The following is an 18,450-nucleotide window of genomic DNA, read 5'->3' on the forward strand; positions in this document are numbered from 1 at the left end:
CCCTGGCGCTGGCCGCCGGGGCGCTCGCGGGGGCGGTCCGCGCGGGCGCGCTCGGCAGCGTCACGGTCGAGCGGGCCAACGGCGAGCCCGCGCTCGGCTCCGAGCTGGGCCGTGCCCTGGAGGAGGCGGGCTTCCACGCCACGCCCCGCGGCCTGCGGCTGAGGCCGTAGGGAGGCCGTACGAAGAGCACGGAGGCCGCGGAGTCAACGACCCCGCGGCCTCCGGCCACGTCGATTCACCCGATCGGCGGCGGTGGTACCTCCGCCCGGGCCACGGTCTCCTCGCGTCGGCGCCGTACCGGTCCGGTGGCGTTCCGGTCGGCGTGGACCGGTATGAGACCGAGTCCCCAGCCGCCGGCCGCCAGCAGTCCGAGTAGCGCGCCGTCGGCCAGCTGTCCCCGGACGGCGACCAGCCAGCAGGCGAGCCCGGCCACGAGGACCGGCAGGACCCAACGGACCGACCAGGACACCGGCCTCCGCACCCGCAGCCGTATTCGGGCCACCGTGCGCACCGTCGCGACTCTTCCCACGACCGCCCTCCTTCGCTCGCCCCGGGCATCGGAGGAGCCCGGGTGTCGAGGCCGGGTTCAGGCGGCGACCACGTCCATCGCGGCGGCCTTGGGCGACATGTTCGCCCGGTCGGCGCCGGGGGCGGGCAGCGGAACCGGTTCGAGTACCGGCCTCAGCAGATCACCTTCGGAGAGGGTGGCCATCGCCGCAAGTTCGGCGAGCGACAGTTCGTCGCTGACCTCGCGCATGACCTCGGACATCCGGACGTCGAGTGCGTCGCAGATGGCGGAGAGCAGCTCCGAGGAGGCCTCCTTCTGTCCCCGCTCGACCTCGGAGAGGTATCCGAGCGAAACCCTGGCGGCCGCCGACACCTCGCGGAGTGTGCGGCCCTGGCGCTGGCGCTGCCGACGCAGTACATCGCCCAGTAGGCGACGGAGCAGGATCATCGGTGCCTCCCTCCTCGGACTGCGGATCGAGATGTCACGCCCCCACCGTACCGCCTTGCCCGCATCGCGTGCGGGGACCCTGGTCGTGTTCACTCTGGGCTGCAAGGCCGTCCCCCTCCTCGTTCCGGTGTCGCACCCGGGTTTGCGGGCCCCTCGTGGTACCCGACGTGGCCCACCCGGCCACCGTCACGCAACTCGTTCGCCACCTGGTTTCTGCCCAACCAGGCCGTTGGATGTAACACGATCCTCCAGCTGTGCCATACCCGCGTACCAGTGCGGCAGATCTCGGTTCGGTGGAGATCCGTCAGCGGGCCCCTATCGAGCGAGCCGGCCGACGATCAGCTCCAGTGCGGCGGTCACCGCTTCGTGACGGATTGTGGCACGCGTGCCCGACAGCAGGGGAGAACTGACCAGAGTTCCCCCCGGCCCCGCGACCGCCAGGTGTACGGTGCCCACCGGCTGCCCGTCCTGCGGCTCCGGACCGGCCACCCCGGTCGTCGCGAGCCCGTACGTCGCGCCCAGCAGCCCGCGCACGCCCTCGGCCATCTGCCGGGCCACCACCGGGTGGACCGGACCGTACACGTCCAACAGACCCTCGTCCACACCGAGCACCGAGGCCTTCAGCTCGGTGGCGTACGCGGTGACCGAGCCGCGGAAGGTCGCGGACGCCCCGGGGACGTCCACCAGTGCGGCGGCCAGCAGCCCGCCGGTCAGCGACTCGGCGACGGCCAGCGTGCCGCCCTCGGCCCGCAGCGCGGTGTGCACCTGTTCGGCCAGCTGGTAGTCCGTCACCGAGATCCCCCGTTCCCTACCGGTCCGCGCGCTCCGCGGCCGTGCCCTCGCGGCGCAGTCGCAGCGCCTGTCCGATGTAGTCCAGCGCGGTGGCGACGGTCAGCAGCACCGCCAGGGCCATCAGGACGGCCCGTCCGGTGGCCAGCCAGCCGGTCAGCGGCAGCACGTACATGCCGACCGCGGTGCCCTGGGTCAGCGTCTTGAGCTTGCCGCCCCGGCTGGCCGGGATGACGCCGTAGCGGATCACCCAGAAGCGCATCAGGGTGATGCCGAGTTCGCGGGCGAGGATCACCACGGTGACCCACCAGGGCAGGTCGCCGAGCACCGAGAGCCCGATCAGCGCCGAGCCCATGATCGCCTTGTCGGCGATCGGGTCGGCGATCTTCCCGAAGTCGGTGACCAGGCCCTTGCGGCGGGCGAGCTCACCGTCGAACAGGTCGGTGATCATCGCGATCGCGAACGCGGCCCAGGCCACGGCACGCCACTTGGGGTTGTGCCCGTCGTCGGCGAACAGCAGTGCCACGAAGACCGGCACCAGCAGCACCCGGACCATGGTGAGCACGTTGGCGATGTTCCAGATGCCCGGCACCGGCGGCAGCGCGGCCGCCGGTCTGCCCGGGTGGGCCGCGGCCGGGGCGCCGGGCCCCTTGGTCATTCCCCGGCTCCCGGAGCCTCGGCCCCCGCGGTCCTGGGCGCTCGCACCTGCTCCAGCGCCTCGGCGATCAGGTCGACGCCCTCGCTGGCCACCACGGTGGCCCGCCAGAACTGCCCGACCTCCGGGTCCTCGACGCCGTGCAGGGTGGTCAGGCCGTCGGTCTCCGGGGCCTGGTGGGCGGAGCGGCCCTCGACCACGCCGTCCTCGATCGACTCGATCAGCACCTCGACCACGGTGCCGATCCGCTGCTCGGCGCGCTGGGCGGTCATCTCCTCGGCGAGCCGGCTCAGCCGGTCCAGCCGGTCGGCGACGACGTCCTCGGGCAGCTTGCCGTCGTAGGTGGCCGCCTCGGTGCCGTCCTCGTCGGAGTAGCCGAAGACGCCGATCGCGTCCAGCCCGGCGTTCGTGACGAAGCGCTCCAGCTCGGCGAAGTCCTCCTCGGTCTCACCGGGGAAGCCGACGATGAAGTTGGACCGGGCGCCGGCCTGCGGGGCCTTGTCCCGGATGGTCCCCAGCAGCTGCAGGAACTGGTCGGTGGAGCCGAAGCGGCGCATCCGGCGCAGTACGGCGGGCGCCGAGTGCTGGAAGGACAGGTCGAAGTAGGGCACCACGTCGGCGGTCCCGGTCATCGCGTCGATCAGACCGGGGCGCATCTCGGCCGGCTGCAGGTAGGAGACCCGCACCCGCTCGACGCCCTCGATCGCGGAGATCTCGCCGAGCAGCGTCTCCAGCAGCCGGATGTCCCCGAGGTCCTTGCCGTACGAGGTGTTGTTCTCGCTGACCAGGACGATCTCGCGGACACCCTCGCCGGCCAGCCACTGGGCCTCGTTGAGCACGTCGGAGGGGCGGCGGGAGATGAAGGAGCCGCGGAAGGCCGGGATGGCGCAGAACGAGCAGCGCCGGTCGCAGCCGGAGGCGAGCTTGACCGAGGCGACGGGGCTGTTGTCCAGCCGCTTGCGCAGGGTGCGCGGGCCGGAGGCCGGGGCGAGGCCCGCGGGCAGGTCGTCGATCGGTTCGGCGGCGGCCTCGGCGCCGTGGCCGGGCAGCGCGACCGACTCGGCGGCGGACTGCCGCTCGGCCGGGCTGATCGGCAGCAGCTTGCGGCGGTCCCGCGGGATGTGCGGGGCGTGGTGGCCGCCGGAGAGGATGGTCTGCAGGCGGTCGGAAATGTCCGAGTAGTCGTCGAAGCCGAGCACCCCGTCGGCCTCGGGCAGCGCGTCGGCGAGCTCCTTGCCGTACCGCTCGGCCATGCAGCCGACCGCGACGACGGCCTGGGTGCGGCCGTGCCCCTTGAGGTCGTTGGCCTCCAGCAGGGCGTCGACGGAGTCCTTCTTGGCGGCCTCGACGAAGCCGCAGGTGTTGACGACGGCGACATCGGCCTCGGCGGCATCGTCGACGAGCAACCAGCCGTCGGCTTCCAGTCGCCCGGCGAGTTCCTCGGAGTCCACCTCGTTGCGGGCGCATCCGAGCGTGACAAGGGCGACAGTGCGGCGTTCAGGCATAGGCCCAAGATTAACGCGCGGCCTCCGGTGCCGTTCGCCCCGGAGGCCGTGTGCCACGGATCAGCTGATCATCGACGGCCCGCGAGGGGCCGTGTGGTCAGCCCGCCTGGGGGTCTCCGGGGGTGTACGTGACGTGCACCACCTGGCCGTCCTTGCCGAGGACGCCGAGGTCCTTGCCGTTGACGTACGCGTGCACGGCCCCGCCGTTGCCGAGCACCAGCTTGATCTGCTTGGGGTCGGTGAAGGTCTGGTCCTGGCCGTTGCTGATGTTGTTCTGGAACAGCGACTTGCCGCTGCCGTCCATCGCCGAGACCCAGCTGGTGCCCTCGGCGACCAGCTTCACGGTGACCTTGTCGGCCGGGACGGCGGCGATCGCCGCGGCGCTCGGCGCGGGCGCCGGCGGCTGGACGGTCGGTGTGGCCGCGGCGACCGAGCCGGTGCCGGAGCCGCTGGGCAGCGGCGCGCTGGCGGAGCCGGTGGTGCCGTGGCCGCTCTTGCCGCTCACCAGGTTGAAGCCGATCAGCACGACCACCGCGACGATCGCGGCGACCATGGCCGCCGCCCAGTTCGGCCGGCTGCGGCCGGGCACCTTGATCGGGCCACTGTCGATCAGCTGGGTGGCGGGGCGTTTGGAGGCCGGCGAGCCGCCGTGGGCGGCGTCGTAGCGGGCCACCAGCGCCTCGCCGTCCGCGCCGACGGCGTGGGCGATCGCGCGGAGGTGCCCGCGGGCGTAGAAGTCGCCGCCGCAGCGGTCGAAGTCGTCCTCCTCGATGGCATGGACGATCGGCACCCGCACTCGGGTGGCGGTACTCACCTGGTCCACCGTGAGTCCCGCTTCGATCCGGGCGGCGGACAGCACCCGGCCGATGCTCGGGGCATCGGCCGCCTGCACCGGGTCGTCGGTCGGCTCGACGGACGACGGGGCGTTATCGCGGTCGGAGGACTTGCCGATGGTCACGGGGCACGCCTTTCGAGCGGATGGCCACCTGCTGGAGAACAGTCTAGGGGCGTGGGCGGATCGTTTCTCAAGCGGAACGGGCCCGAATGCGCGTGCCCGCCCCGGCCGGGGGCCGCCCCCCGGCTGACCGGTGGTCAGCGGGGAGGTGCGAGGCCGCGACGTCCCCCCGGGCCGAGTGCGCTTTCCGGCCTGTGACGCGGCGTACGGGCATTCGGTTCCCCACTCCGCGCCTACCCTCCTCCGAACGAGTGAACACCCGCGGCGGGGACGGCCCGTCAGCCGTGCGGGGTCGTCCCCGGCCCCTGCAGGGCCGGCCTCAGCCCCGCAGGGTGATCAGCACCCCGTCCAGCTCGTCCGGCTTCACCAGCACGTCGCGGGCCTTGGAGCCCTCGCTGGGGCCGACGATCCCGCGCGACTCCATCAGGTCCATCAGCCGGCCCGCCTTGGCGAAGCCGACCCGGAGCTTGCGCTGGAGCATCGAGGTCGAGCCGAACTGGGTGGAGACCACCAGCTCGGCCGCCTGGATCAGCAGGTCCAGGTCGTCGCCGATCTCCTCGTCGATCTCCTTCTTCGGCCCGCCCCCGACCGTCACGTCGTCCCGGTAGACGGCGCTCAGCTGGTCCTTGCAGTGCTGCACCACCCGGGCGATCTCCGCCTCGGTGACGAACGCGCCCTGCATGCGGACCGGCTTGCTCGCACCCATCGGCAGGAACAGCGCGTCACCCTTGCCGATCAGCTTCTCCGCGCCGGGCTGGTCCAGGATGACCCGGGAGTCGGCCATCGCGGAGGTCGCGAAGGCCAGCCGGGACGGCACGTTGGCCTTGATCAGGCCGGTGACCACGTCCACCGAGGGCCGCTGGGTGGCGAGCACCAGGTGGATGCCGGCCGCCCGGGCGAGCTGGGTGATCCGGACGACCGAGTCCTCGACGTCGCGCGGCGCGACCATCATCAGGTCGGCCAGCTCGTCGACGATCACCAGCAGGTACGGGTACGGGCGCAGCTCCCGCTCGCTGCCCAGCGGCGGGGTGACCTTGCCGGCCTTCACCGCCGCGTTGAAGTCGTCCACGTGCCGGAAGCCGAACGCCGCGAGGTCGTCGTAGCGCAGGTCCATCTCGCGCACCACCCACTGGAGGGCCTCGGCGGCCTTCTTGGGGTTGGTGATGATCGGCGTGATCAGGTGCGGGATGCCCTCGTACGCGGTCAGCTCGACCCGCTTGGGGTCGACCAGCACCATCCGCACCTCGTCCGGGGTGGCCCGGGCGAGGATCGAGGTGATCAGGCAGTTGATGCAGGACGACTTGCCCGCGCCGGTCGCACCGGCGACCAGGATGTGCGGCATCTTGGCGAGGTTGGCCATCACGGTGTGGCCCTCGACGTCCTTGCCCATGCCGACGACCATCGGGTGGGTGTCCTCGGCGGCCGTGCGCGAGCGCAGCAGGTCGCCGAGGTTGACCATCTCGCGGTCCCGGTTGGGGATCTCGATGCCGACCGCGGACTTGCCCGGGATCGGGCTGATGATCCGCACGTCCGGGCTGGCCACCGCGTACGCGATGTTCTTGGCGAGCGCGGTGATCCGCTCCACCTTGACGGCCGGGCCGAGCTCGACCTCGTAGCGGGTGACCGTCGGGCCGCGGGTGAAGCCGGTGACCTTCGCGTCGACCTTGAACTCGGCGAAGGTGCTGGTGAGCTGGGCCACCACCTCGTCGTTGAGGGCGCTGCGGGCCTTGGCCGGGCCGCCGCGCTCCAGCAGGTCGAGCGAGGGCAGCGCGTAGGTGACGCCCTCACCGAGCTGGAGCTGCTCCATCCGCACCGGCGCCGGGCCGTGCTCCGCGGGCGCGCCCGGCCCGCCGCTGCGGGCGGCCGGGACGGCGGGCTCCTCGGGCGCCGCCGTGAGGTCCTTGACCTGGTGCATCATGTCCGCCACCGCCGAGGAGGCGGGGACGCCGTAGACCAGCGCGCCGTCCAGGTCGGCGGCCGCGCCGGCGGCGAGGTCTCGGGTGGCGTACGGGTCCAGCGGCTCCTTGTCGAGCGAGACCCGGACGGCCTCCGACTGCTCCTCGTCGTCCTCGACGACCGGCTTGCGCCGGCGACGGCGCCGGCGGGCGGCCACCTCGTCACCCGGGTCCTCACCGTCGGTTTCCACGGTGTAGGGCAACGCGTCGGGGTCGGCGTCCTCCGGCGGATCGGTGGACGGCTCGTGCTCCGGCGTACGCCCCCAGCGCGGCTCGTCCTCGGGCCCGGGCTCGATCACACCGAGCCGTATGCCCAGCCCGCGCACCCGCTCGCCGATCCGGTTGACCGGGGTGGCGGTGACCACCAGCAGGCCGAAGAAGGCCAGCAGCAGGAGCAGCGGCACAGCCAGCACCGCGCCGGCCGCGGCCATCATCGGGGTCGACGCGGCCCAGCCGATGATCCCGCCGGCCGCCCTTATCCGGGAGGCTCCGCTGCCCATGGTGGGCGCGCCGCAGCCGATGTGGACCAGGCCGAGGATGCCGATCAGCAGGGTGCTCAGCCCGATCACGATCCGGCCGTTGGCCTCCGGCAGCTCCGGGTGGCGCCAGAGCCGGATCGCGATCCCGGCCAGCAGGAACGGCACCAGCACATCGAGCCGTCCGAACAGTCCGGACACCACGGCGGTGGCCGCCCCGTTCAGCCAGCCCTCCGAGCTGAACCAGGTGCCGGCGGCGACGACCAGCGCGAGCCCGAACAGCAGCAGGCCCAGCCCGTCCTTGCGGTGGGCCGGGTGGAGGTTCTTGGCGCCGTCGCCGAAGCCGCGGAAGATCGCGGCGATCGGGCTGGCGATCGCGTTGAGCGCGCCCATCAGCACCGAGCGGCGCGGCGGGGGCGGCGGGGCGGACTTGGCCGCCGTCTTCTTCGCGGGGGCCCGGCGGGCGGCCGCCTTCTTGGCGGGCGGCTTGCCCGGGGCCTTGGCCGCGGCCTTCTTGGACGGTCCCGGACTCGGTTTGCGTGCGGCGTTTCCGGGCGTACGAGTGGCCATGGGTCAGCAGCCTACCGGGGTGGGCGACCAGTGCACATGCGCCCGAGCCGGGGCGCCCGGCCGTGTCGCAGACACACCGTCACGCTGACCGCCTTTCACCCGGCCGCAGCAGCGGGACCACCCGGACGGGTGAACGATACGGCGGCCGGACTACGCGCTGCCGGGGCGCATCGCGTCCAGCGCCCGGCGCAGTCCGGCGAGCTTGCGCTCCAGGTGCGCCGCGGTGGCGGCCACCCCGGCGTCCTCGGCCCCGTCCAGTTGCTTGCCCAGCGCCTCCGCCTGCTCCTCGACCGCCGCCAGCCGCGCGGACAGCTCCCCGAGCAGCGCCCCGCCGAGGGCCGACTCGCCGCCGCCCTCCTCCAGCTGCAGCCGCAGCAGCGCGGCCTGCTCCTTCAACTGGCAGTTCTTGACGTACAGGTCGACGAAGACCGAGACCTTGGCGCGCAGCACCCACGGGTCGAAGGGCTTGGAGATGTAGTCCACCGCGCCGGCCGCGTAGCCGCGGAAGGTGTGGTGCGGGCCGTGGTTGATCGCGGTCAGGAAGATGATCGGGATGTCCCGGGTGCGCTCGCGGCGCTTGATGTGGGCGGCGGTCTCGAAGCCGTCCATCCCGGGCATCTGGACGTCCAGCAGGATCACCGCGAAGTCGTCGGTCAGCAGCGCCTTGAGCGCCTCCTCGCCGGAGGCGGCGCGCACCAGCGTCTGGTCCAGGGCGGAGAGGATCGCCTCCAGCGCCAGGAGGTTCTCCGGCCGGTCGTCGACCAGGAGGATCTTGGCCTTCTGCATCGGGGCTCGCCCTCCTGTCGCCTGCCTGCCGCCCGGTGTGGGCACTCGCGTACTGCCCACCGCTACCCCGGTCATGCTAGCCGCACCCCCTCGCCCGGCACATCGCTCCGTCGTGACCGATCCGGAACGGCGCGCAGCCAGTGCTCCGGCGCACGCTCAGCAGCGTGTCGCCGTCCGGTCACTGTTCGCAACGATCGGTGACCCTACCGGGTTCCCGGGCCCGACCGCCAGCAAACCGGCCGACCGGCGGGCGTGAACCGCGGGGTTCACGCCGCACCGGCCGGTCACGTGTGGTCGCCGCTCAGCCACTCGGACATCACCGACAGCAGGTGGTCGGTCTCCACCGGCTTGGTGATGTGGTCGGTGGCGCCCGCCTCCAGGGACTTCTCTCGGTCGCCCTTCATCGCCTTGGCGGTCAGCGCGATGATCGGCAGGCCGGCGAACTGGGGCATCCGGCGGATCGCCTCGGTGGTCGCGTAGCCGTCCATCTCCGGCATCATGATGTCCATCAGGACCAGCGCCACGTTCTCGTGCTGCTCCAGCATCTCGATGCCCTCGCGGCCGTTCTCCGCGTACAGGACGGTCAGCCCGTGCTGCTCCAGCACGCTGGTCAGGGCGAACACGTTGCGCACGTCGTCGTCCACGATCAGCACCTGCTGGCCGTCGAAGCGGATGTCGCCGCGGGCCGGCCGGAGCTGCTGGGCGGGCTCCACCGCGCGCGGCGCGGCGGCGCTCTCCAGGGCGGCGTTGCGCCGCCGCTCCACCGCGCCCCGACGGCGCTCCTCGGCCATCTCCCGGACCTCCTGGGCCCAGTGGTCGGCCGGGCTCTCGCCGACCGGCACCGGCAGGCCCACCGGGGTCACCCCGACCGAGGCGCGCAGCGCGGGCGGGGTGGCGGTGCCCGGGCGCTCGGCCGGGCGCTCGGCGGTGTCCGCGGCGTCGGTGCGCAGCGGCAGGTAGAGCGTGAAGGTCGAGCCCTTGCCCAGCTCGCTCTCGGCGTGGATCTCGCCGCCGAGCAGCCGGGCGATCTCGCGGCTGATCGACAGCCCGAGGCCGGTGCCGGCGTACTTGCGGCTGATGGTGCCGTCGGCCTGCTTGAACGCCTCGAAGATCTCCCGCAGCTTGTTGCCGGGGATGCCGATGCCGGTGTCGGAGACGGAGAAGGCGATCAGCTCGTCGTCCGGGCCCTGGATCGAGCCGAACTCCAGCAGCCGCTCGCGCACGTGCTGGGGGACGTCCCGGCCGGCCGCGCTGATCGAGAAGTCGACGCCGCCGGTGTCGGTGAACTTGACCGCGTTGGAGATCAGGTTGCGCAGCACCTGCTGGAGCCGCTGCTCGTCGGTGTGCAGGGTGACCGGCAGGGTGGGCGAGACCCGCACCGCGAAGTCCAGGTTCTTGTCGAGGGCGACCGGCTGGAAGGTGGCCTCGACGTAGTCGACCAGCTGGACCAGGGCGATCCGGGCCGGGCGGACGTCCATCTTGCCGGCCTCGACCTTGGACAGGTCGAGGATGTCGTTGATCAGCTGCAGCAGGTCGGAGCCGGCGCCGTGGATGGTGTCGGCGAACTCGACCTGCTTGGGCGAGAGGTTGCCCTCATTGTTGTCGGAGAGCAGCTTGGCCAGGATCAGCAGCGAGTTGAGCGGGGTGCGCAGCTCGTGCGACATGTTGGCGAGGAACTCGCTCTTGTACCGGGAGGCCAGGGCGAGCTGTTCGGCGCGCTCCTCCAGGACCTGCCGGGCCTCCTCGATCTCGCTGTTCTTGATCTCGATGTCGCGGTTCTGCTGGGCGAGTTGCTCGGCCTTCTCCTGCAACTCCTCGTTGGTGCGCTCCAGTTCCTCCTGGCGCGCCTCCAACTCAGCGGACCGCATGGAGAGTTCGGCGGTGAGTCGCTGGGACTCCAGCAGCAGGCCCTCGGTCTTGGTGTTGACGCTGATGGTGTTGACGGTGACGCCGATCAGGTCGGCGATCTGGTTGAGGAAGTCCAGGGCGACGGTGGTGAAGGAGCTGAACGTGGCCAGCTCGATCACGCCCAGCAGCCGGCCCTCGAACTGCACCGGCAGCACCACGATGTGGGCCGGCGAGGCCTCGCCGAGGCCGGAGGCGATCTTGAGGTACCCGGGCGGCGCCTCCTTGACCATGATCGCCCGCTTCTCCACCGCGGCCTGGCCGATCAGCGACTCGCCCGGCCGGAAGGTGGTCGGCATCGCCCGCCGCTGGTAGCCGTAGCTGCCGATCAGCCGCAGCACGGTGTCGTTCTCGTCGTCGTCCTCGGTGATCAGTTCGGCGGTCCGGCCGGCCGGCTGGGCCAGGAAGAAGGCGCCGTGCTGGGCGGAGACCACCGGGGTCAGCTCGGTCATGATCAGCGAGGCGACGGCCTCCAGGTCCCGGCGGCCCTGCAGCAGGCCGGAGATCCGGGCCAGGTTGGTCTTGAGCCAGTCCTGCTCCTGGTTGGTGCGGGTGGTCTCGCGCAGGTTGGCGATCATCTGGTTGATGTTGTCCTTGAGCTCGTCGAGCTCGCCGGCGGCGTCCACGTCGATCCGCAGGCTCAGGTCGCCCCTGGTCACCGCGGTGGCGACCTGGGCGATCGCGCGCACCTGCCGGGTCAGGTTGTTGGCCAGCTCGTTCACCGACTCGGTGAGGTCCTGCCAGGTGCCGTCCACCCCCGGCACCCGGGCCTGGCCGCCGAGCCGCCCGTCGGTGCCCACCTCGCGGGCGACCCGGGTGACCTCGTCGGCGAAGGCCGAGAGCTGGTCGACCATGGTGTTGATGTTGGTCTTGAGCTGGAGGATCTCACCGCGCGCGTCGACGTCGATCTTCTGCGAGAGATCGCCGCGGGCGACCGCCGTGATCACCAGCGCGATGTTGCGGACCTGGCCGGTGAGGTTGTTGGCCATCTGGTTGACGTTGTCGGTCAGGTCCTTCCAGATGCCGGCCACCCCGGGCACGCTCGCCTGGCCGCCCAGGGTGCCGTCGGTGCCGACCTCGCGGGCGACCCGGGTGACCTCCACCGCGAACGCGGACAGCTGGTCGACCATGGTGTTCAGCGTCCCGGCGAGCGTCGCGATCTCGCCCTGGGCGTCGATGGTGATCTTCTTGGAGAGGTCGCCGCGGGCCACCGCGGAGGCGACCTCGGCGATGTTGCGCACCTGTCCGGTCAGGTTCGACGCCATGAAGTTGACGTTGTCGGTCAGGTCCTTCCAGATCCCCGACACCCCGCGCACCCGCGCCTGCCCGCCCAGGATGCCCTCGGTGCCCACCTCGCGGGCCACCCTGGTCACCTCGTCGGCGAAGGCCGACAGCTGGTCGACCATGGTGTTGACGGTGGTCACCAGCTCCAGGATCTCGCCCCGGGCGTCGACGGTGATCTTCTTCGACACGTCGCCGCGCGCCACCGCGGTGGTCACCTCGGCGATGTTGCGGACCTGGTTGGTCAGGTTGTTGGCCATCAGGTTGACGCTGTTGGTCAGGTCCTTCCACGTCCCGGACACCCCCGGCACGCTCGCCTGGCCGCCGAGGATGCCCTCGGTGCCGACGTCCCGGGCGACCCGGGTCACCTCGTCCGCGAAGGCGGAGAGCTGGTCGACCATCGTGTTGATGGTGTTCTTCAGCTCCAGGATCTCCCCGCGGGCGTCCACCTGGATCTTCTGCGACAGGTCGCCCTTGGCCACCGCGGTCGTCACCTGGGCGATGTTGCGCACCTGGTCGGTGAGGTTGTTCGCCATGAAGTTGACGTTGTCGGTCAGGTCCCGCCACACCCCGGCCGCCCAGGGCACCTGGGCCTGCCCGCCGAGCCGCCCCTCGGTGCCCACCTGGCGGGCCACCCGGGTCACCTGTTCCGCGAAGCCGGAGAGCTGGTCCACCATCGTGTTGATGGTGTTCTTCAGCTCCAGCATCTCGCCGCGGGCGTCCACCTCGATCTTCTGCGAGAGGTCCCCGCGCGCCACCGCCGTGGTCACCTGGGCGATGTTGCGGACCTGACCGGTCAGGTTGTCGGCCATGAAGTTCACCGAGTCGGTCAGCTCGCGCCACACCCCGGCCACGCCCGGCACCTGCGCCTGACCACCCAGCCGGCCCTCGGTGCCGACGTCCCTGGCCACCGTGGTGACCTGGGCGGCGAAGCCGTTCAACTGGTCCACCATCGTGTTGACGGTGTTCTTCAGCTCCAGCATCTCGCCGGCCACGTCGACGGTCACCTTGCGGGACAGGTCGCCCTTGGCCACCGCCGTGGTCACCTGGGCGATGTTGCGCACCTGGGCGGTGAGCCGGCCCGCCATGGTGTTGACGGAGTCCGCCAGGTCCTTCCAACTGCCGGACACGCTGCGGACCTTGGCCTGGCCGCCGAGCTTGCCCTCGGTGCCCACCTCGCGGGCCACCCGGGTCACCTCGTCGGTGAACTCCGAGAGCTGGTCCACCAGTCCGTTGACGGTCCGGCCGATCTTCAGGTACTCGCCGCGCAGCGGGTGGCTCACCCCGTTGCTGTGCAGCGAGCGCAGCTCCATCTTCTGGTCCAGGTCGCCCTCGGCGATCGACGTCAGCACCCGGCCCACCTCGGACATCGGGCGGGCCAGGTCGTCGATCAGCGCGTTGCAGTTGTCGACGGCCGCCATCCAGGCGCCCTCGCTCGCGCCGGTCTCCAGCCGCTCGTTCAGCCGGCCCTCGCGGCCCACCGCCCGCCGCACCCGGGCCAGTTCACCGGTCAGGTGCTGGTTGCGCTCGGCGACCTCGTTGAACACCGCGGCGATCTCCGCCAGCGGCCCGTCGCCCGGCACCGTCAGCCGGCGGCGGAAGTTGCCGTCCCGCATCGCCGTCAGCGCGGCCAGCACCTTGCGCAGCTCGGCCGGCTCCGCACCTCGGTTGTGGGCCGCTCGACGGCCGGCCGCGATCCGCGGCGCGGTCCCGGACCGCCCCCCGCGCGGAGCGGGCGGCGTCGTACCGGTTGCGTCCTTGGTTGCGTCCTTGGTGGCCGAACTCAACGGGCCCCTCCCACATCGTGTGTACTGTCCGGTGACCGCCTCGCCGGTACGGCGCGGACCGGGCACCGACCCGGCTGGGCTGCGCACCGGCCGACCCCCACGGCCCACCGGCACCCACACGACCGTACTGCTCCCACCGGCCGTCGCGGACCCCCCAGTCTGGCAGCACCGGCGTCGGGTATACGGCCGGTTGCGCTCGGTTGTCCCCGCACCGTCCGAAACAGGTGGGCAGAATCACCCTCTGGTGCCTGTTTCACGGCCCCGCCCCCACGGGGAACCAAGCGGAAAGTAGGGTGGAGCGCTGCACCGGGCCACGACCCGACCCAGCGCCGCCGCCCGCGCGACGGCGCGCACGGGGAGGTCGGCGCCGAGCCCCGGACAGCCAGCGCCAGAGCAGCAGAGGAGAAGTGGCAACGTGGTCACCGCGCGCGCAGCCGCCACCTTCGACCCCGACGGCCGGTCCGCGGCCGCCGCCCGGGGTTTCGTCCGGGACGCGCTGCTCGGCTGGGGCCTGCCCGAGGTCGTCGACGACGCCGTCGTGCTGGTCAGTGAACTGGTCACCAACGCCGTCGTGCACGCCGGCACCGCCGCCGAGGTCTGCTGCCTGCGCGAGGAGGAGACCGTCCGGATCGAGGTCACCGACCACCACCCCGAGCGCGGCCTGCCCACCCTCGGCGACGGGCCCGTCACCGCCTCCGACCGCTACGCCGACCCCGACGGCGAGGGCGGCCGCGGCCTGCTGATGTGCTCGGCCCTCGCCGAACGCTGGGGCGTCGAGTACGCGACCGGCCGCAAGACCGTCTGGTTCCGGCTCGCCCTGCCCGCACACGTGACCGGCACCCGCTACGCCGTTCCCGCCACCCCCGGCAGCGACCTGCCCAGCAGCCCCGGGCCGGTGCACGTCGCCGTCGTCCAACTCGACGACGACGGCCGCGTGCTGGCCTGGAACCCGGACGCCGAGGCGCTCTTCCGACACCCCGCCGCCACCGTCCTCGGCCGCCCCTGGGCCGACCTCGCGGTCTGGCCGCAGTCCTCCGGCCGCGGCCTCGGCCTCACCGACACCCTCCGGCTGGCCCGCTGGGAGGGCGGCTACGGCGTACGGCGGCCCGACGGCGAGGAGGTCGAGGTCTACGGCGTCCAGGTGCGCGTGCGCGACACCGAGGGCGTCCCCTCCACCCTCTGTCTGCTCGTCCTCGAACCCGACCGCGCCGTGCTGCGCTCCCCCGCCCGCGCGCTGCCCGGCGAGCGCCCCGACCCGGCCGGGCCCCGGCTCGACCTGCTGGCCGGCCCGATCGCCACCGACGACCTCGAAACCCTGCTCCAGCGCACCGTGGAACGCGCCCGCGACCTGCTCGACGCCGACGCCGCCTACCTGCTGCTCACCACCGACGACGAGGCCGAGTTCGAGGTCCGCGCCGCCACCGGCCTGACCATCGGGCACCGCCGGCACACCCGCTTCCCGGTCGAGACCGGCAACCGCTACGACTCCGCCCGGCTGCCCTCCGTCCACGAGGACCTCGCCGGCCGCCCCACCGGGCTGCCCCTGCTCTCCGGCAGCGGCATGCGCTCCCTGGTCACCGTCCCGCTCAAGGTCGAGGGCCGCCTCATCGGCTCCCTCGGCATCGCCACCGCCGCACCCGGCCGCTACGACAACGAGGACGCGCTGCGCCTCCAGTTCGCCGCCGACCGGGTCGCCCTGGCCGTCGAGAGCACCCGGCTGACCGAGCTCGAACGGCTGCGCCGCGGCTCGCTCTCCTTCCTCGTCGAGGCCTCCGACCTGCTGGCCGGCACCCTCGAACACGAGCAGACCCTCGCGCTGATGGCCCAGATGGCCGTCCCCACCCTCGCCTCCTGGTGCGCCGTCTACACCAACGGCGACCACAGCTCGGCGACCGGCCTCGCCTTCGTGCTGCACGAGGACGAGGACCGGATCGACCCGCTGCGCGACCTGCTCGACAAGACCCCCTCCCCCGAGGCCGGCCCCACCCACGGCGTCCGCTTCTGGACGGCGCCCGCCGAGACCGCCGGGTCCCGCGGCCTCACCGACAGCCCCGAACTCGCCGGCCTGCTCGGCGAGACCGTCGTCCTGCCGCTGACCGCCCGCAACCGGGTGATCGGCCTGCTCGTCCTCGGCGTCCCGGCCGGGGTGCGGTTCCGCCAGGAGATCCTCGAACTCGCCGAGGACCTCTCCCGCCGGGCCGCCCTCGCCCTCGACAACTCCCGCCTCTACTCCGAGCGCACCGCCACCAGCCAGGCCCTGCAGCGCAGTCTGCTGCCGCCGGACCTGCCCGAGATCCCGGGCGTCGAGGTGGACGTCTACTACCAGGCCGCCGGCGAGGGCAACGAGGTCGGCGGCGACTTCTACGACCTGTTCACCATCCGCGAGGGCACCTACGGCTTCGCCATCGGCGACGTCTGCGGCACCGGCCCGGAGGCCGCCTCCGTCACCGGCCTGGCCCGGCACTCGCTGCGGCTGCTCGCCCGCGAGGGCCTGGACGCCCCGCAGGTGCTGCGCCGGCTCAACGCGGCCATCCTGGACGAGGGTTCGCGCAGCCGCTTCCTCACCCTGCTCTACGGCGAACTGACGCCCCGCCCGGACGGCAGCACCGAGCTGTCCCTGGTCTGCGCCGGCCACCCGCTGCCGCTGAGACTGCGCACCGACGGCCAGGTCGACCAAGCCGCCACCCCGCAGCCGCTGCTCGGCGTCATGGACGACCTCGAACTCACCGCCGAGCACCTGGTGCTCGCCCCCGGCGAGGTGCTGCTCTGCGTCACCGACGGCGTCACCGAACGCCGGGAGGGCCGACGGATGTTGGGCGACGACGGACTCGCCGAGGTGCTCACCGGCTGCACCGGCCTGACCGCCGGAGCGGTCGCGATGCGGGTGCAGCGCGCGGTCGAGCGCTTCGCCCCGGAGCCGCCGTCCGACGACATGGCGATCCTGACCCTGCGGGTGCCGACCCAGCGTCAGCCGTGAGCACTCCACACCTGACGCTGTCACAAATTGTTATCTTCACAAGGGTACAAGCAGGGCGTGCCGGGTACACCGATCTCGCCGGGGAATCCCCCGACGAGGACGTGACCAGCGGCTCTCCGCCGGCCCACCACTTCTGACCTCACTTCTGACCGCTGCCCGCGCACGCCCTTCGCCGTGCGCCCTCGGCGCGGTCGCGCGCATCCACTCATCGAGACGACACCCAGCGTTACTGCGCCCTGCGCGCGCCCAGAGTGAAAGGAGCCTCCGGTGAGCAACGACGCTACCGGGGCAACGAACGCCCGCTCCACCGGAGCCGACGCGGGTAACCTCGGCTACCTCGCCCTCGGCCTGACACTGCTCGCCTACGGTCTGCTCTCCACCGGGATCCTGCACGGTACGGGCGCCGGAGACGCGGCCCACCTCGCCCACCTGCTCGGCGGCCTCACCCTCTTCATCGCGGGCCTCTGGCAGCTCCGCGGCGGCGAGGGCTTCACCGGGACCGCCTTCACCAGCCTCGGCGCCTTCTGGGCGACCTGGTCGGTGGCGGGCGGCGCGAGCAAGAACGCCGCAGGTCTGTTCCTGTTGCTGTGGGCGCTGCTCGCCCTCAGCCTCACAGCGGCGAGTTGGGGCGCGGGCCTGTTCAGCCGCGCCGTCTACGGCCTGTTCACGCTCTCCCTCGTGCTCAACGCCATCGCGGTCCTCGGCAGCTACAGCGGCCTCGCCAAGGCCGCCGGCTGGATCGCCGCCGTCGCCGGGCTCGCCGCCTGGTACTGGGCCACCTCCGCCCTGAGCAACGGCTCCTGGGGGAAGGTCGCCCTGCCGGTCAAGTGACCTGCTTCGGCCGGTCCTCGGCACCGACGCGGGGTCGGGTCTCCGTCTCGACGGAGGCCCGGCCCCGCCGCCGTGCCGCCGACGCCAGGACGGCGTAGGCGAACAGCAGGATCACGACGGCGACGATGCCGTCCGCCCAGAAGTGGTTGGCCGTCACCACGACCACCGCAACCGTCAGCACCGGATGCAGCACCACCAGCCAGCGGAACGGGCTCGACGACACCCGCACCACCGCGACCGCCGCCAGCACGCACCAGGCGACGTGCACCGAGGGCATCGCCGACAACTGGTCGGCCACCACCACCCCGCCGACTGCACCGCCGTACACCGACTGCCCGTACTCGGCGGCCAGGTCGACGAACCCGCTCTGCGGCAGCATCCTCGGCGGCGCCACCGGGACGAACTGCACCAGCAGGCAGACCGCGGTGGTGATCACCACCGTGTTGCGCACCCACGCGTAGCGCTCCCGGTGCCGCAGGAAGACCCAGAGCAGCACGCCGAGCATCACCGCGAAGTGCATGACCGCGTAGTAGTAGTTCGCCAGCCTCACCAGCACCGGGTACGGCGTGACCGCCGCCTGCCAGGACGCCTCGTCCGGCAGCCCGACCGCCCGCTCGGTCCGGTGGATCCAACCCGCCCGGTCCAGCGCGTGGTCGGCGCTCATCACCGACAGGTGCCCCACCAGCTGCCAGAGCGCGAACAGCGCCAACAGCGTGCCGGCCTCCCGCAGCAGCGCCGACACCCCCGGCCTCCGGCCCCTCGCGGCGGCGTACGCGCCCCCGTAGAGCACGACGGCGGCGCCCCCGGCGGACTGCCAGGTCAGGGTCAGGTTCTGCATTGGCAGAGGGTAACGCAAAAAGACCCCCTCCCGAATGGGAGGGGGTCTTTTTGGAATGATTGTTCGGCGGCGTCCTACTCTCCCACAGGGTCCCCCCTGCAGTACCATCGGCGCTGTGAGGCTTAGCTTCCGGGTTCGGAATGTAACCGGGCGTTTCCCTCACGCTATGACCACCGAAACACTAT

At 72.2% G+C, this 18,450-nt stretch carries 12 protein-coding genes, 1 rRNA gene and 1 pseudogene; 3 read left to right on the forward strand and 11 right to left on the reverse strand.

What is annotated here, in order from left to right:
- A pseudogene (locus BG452_RS48070) lies at positions 1-170 on the forward strand (DEAD/DEAH box helicase); the annotation flags it as partial.
- Positions 171-235: 65 nt separating this feature from the next.
- On the opposite strand, the gene BG452_RS13480 reads toward BG452_RS48070, so the two are convergent.
- The 9 genes from BG452_RS13480 to BG452_RS13520 form a co-directional block, all read right to left on the reverse strand.
- Entirely contained in the window at positions 236-529 is a 294-nt protein-coding gene (locus BG452_RS13480) for a hypothetical protein (RefSeq protein ID WP_188304511.1), read from the reverse strand.
- A 57-nt stretch (positions 530-586) separates the two neighbouring features.
- Positions 587-955 carry a helix-turn-helix domain-containing protein gene (locus BG452_RS13485; RefSeq protein ID WP_030290911.1) on the reverse strand — a complete coding sequence of 123 codons (369 nt, stop codon included), beginning with the start codon at positions 953-955 and terminating at the stop codon, positions 587-589.
- Positions 956-1,270: 315 nt separating this feature from the next.
- Positions 1,271-1,747 carry a CinA family protein gene (locus tag BG452_RS13490; protein WP_317621024.1) on the reverse strand — a complete coding sequence of 159 codons (477 nt, stop codon included), beginning with the start codon at positions 1,745-1,747 and terminating at the stop codon, positions 1,271-1,273.
- A gap of 16 nt (positions 1,748-1,763) precedes the next feature.
- Positions 1,764-2,402: a CDP-diacylglycerol--glycerol-3-phosphate 3-phosphatidyltransferase gene (gene pgsA / locus BG452_RS13495; protein WP_188304512.1), complete on the reverse strand. Its 639-nt coding sequence runs from the start codon at positions 2,400-2,402 to the stop codon at positions 1,764-1,766.
- Positions 2,399-3,904 carry a 30S ribosomal protein S12 methylthiotransferase RimO gene (gene rimO / locus BG452_RS13500; protein WP_188304513.1) on the reverse strand — a complete coding sequence of 502 codons (1,506 nt, stop codon included), beginning with the start codon at positions 3,902-3,904 and terminating at the stop codon, positions 2,399-2,401. Before rimO ends, pgsA begins: the two co-directional genes overlap by 4 nt.
- A 97-nt stretch (positions 3,905-4,001) precedes the next feature.
- On the reverse strand, positions 4,002-4,862 hold the full coding sequence (locus BG452_RS13505) for a helix-turn-helix domain-containing protein (protein WP_188304514.1): 861 nt from the start codon (positions 4,860-4,862) through the stop codon (positions 4,002-4,004).
- 316 nt (positions 4,863-5,178) lie between these two features.
- Positions 5,179-7,860, reverse strand: a complete 2,682-nt coding sequence (locus tag BG452_RS13510; RefSeq protein WP_188304515.1) for a DNA translocase FtsK — start codon at positions 7,858-7,860, stop codon at positions 5,179-5,181.
- Between the two features lie 150 nt (positions 7,861-8,010).
- The gene (locus BG452_RS13515; protein ID WP_188304516.1) at positions 8,011-8,646 is read right to left on the reverse strand and encodes a response regulator; all 636 of its coding nucleotides are present in this window, start codon (positions 8,644-8,646) and stop codon (positions 8,011-8,013) included.
- A 284-nt stretch (positions 8,647-8,930) separates the two neighbouring features.
- On the reverse strand, positions 8,931-13,448 hold the full coding sequence (locus BG452_RS13520; RefSeq protein WP_262986000.1) for a HAMP domain-containing protein: 4,518 nt from the start codon (positions 13,446-13,448) through the stop codon (positions 8,931-8,933).
- A gap of 586 nt (positions 13,449-14,034) precedes the next feature.
- Here BG452_RS13520 and BG452_RS13525 point away from each other — a divergent pair.
- Positions 14,035-16,596, forward strand: coding sequence for a SpoIIE family protein phosphatase (locus BG452_RS13525; RefSeq protein ID WP_188304518.1), 2,562 nt, complete (start codon positions 14,035-14,037; stop codon positions 16,594-16,596).
- Between the two features lie 267 nt (positions 16,597-16,863).
- Positions 16,864-17,427 carry a GPR1/FUN34/YaaH family transporter gene (locus tag BG452_RS13530; protein WP_188304519.1) on the forward strand — a complete coding sequence of 188 codons (564 nt, stop codon included), beginning with the start codon at positions 16,864-16,866 and terminating at the stop codon, positions 17,425-17,427.
- On the opposite strand, the gene BG452_RS13535 is transcribed toward BG452_RS13530, so the two are convergent.
- Together BG452_RS13535 and rrf are read right to left on the reverse strand one after the other, a co-directional pair.
- Positions 17,420-18,265, reverse strand: a complete 846-nt coding sequence (locus BG452_RS13535; RefSeq protein ID WP_188304520.1) for a phosphatase PAP2 family protein — start codon at positions 18,263-18,265, stop codon at positions 17,420-17,422. The genes BG452_RS13530 and BG452_RS13535 overlap by 8 nt on opposite strands.
- A gap of 61 nt (positions 18,266-18,326) precedes the next feature.
- A 5S ribosomal RNA gene (gene rrf, locus BG452_RS13540) occupies positions 18,327-18,443 on the reverse strand.
- Positions 18,444-18,450 lie beyond the last annotated feature (7 nt).

It is taken from the genome of Streptomyces sp. CBMA123, from assembly GCF_014596465.1.
In the GTDB taxonomy this organism is placed as follows: Bacteria; Actinomycetota; Actinomycetes; order Streptomycetales; family Streptomycetaceae; genus Kitasatospora.

Excerpts from the sequence above, each read along its gene's own strand:
- pgsA (WP_188304512.1), bottom strand. The coding sequence starts at position 2,402 with ATGACCAAGGGGCCCGGCGCCCCGGCCGCGGCCCACCCGGGCAGACCG.
- BG452_RS13520 (WP_262986000.1), bottom strand. The coding sequence starts at position 13,448 with ATGCGGGACGGCAACTTCCGCCGCCGGCTGACGGTGCCGGGCGACGGG.
- BG452_RS13515 (WP_188304516.1), bottom strand. The coding sequence starts at position 8,646 with ATGCAGAAGGCCAAGATCCTCCTGGTCGACGACCGGCCGGAGAACCTC.
- rimO (WP_188304513.1), bottom strand. The coding sequence starts at position 3,904 with ATGCCTGAACGCCGCACTGTCGCCCTTGTCACGCTCGGATGCGCCCGC.
- BG452_RS13485 (WP_030290911.1), bottom strand. The coding sequence starts at position 955 with ATGATCCTGCTCCGTCGCCTACTGGGCGATGTACTGCGTCGGCAGCGC.
- BG452_RS13510 (WP_188304515.1), bottom strand. The coding sequence starts at position 7,860 with ATGGCCACTCGTACGCCCGGAAACGCCGCACGCAAACCGAGTCCGGGA.
- BG452_RS13535 (WP_188304520.1), bottom strand. The coding sequence starts at position 18,265 with ATGCAGAACCTGACCCTGACCTGGCAGTCCGCCGGGGGCGCCGCCGTC.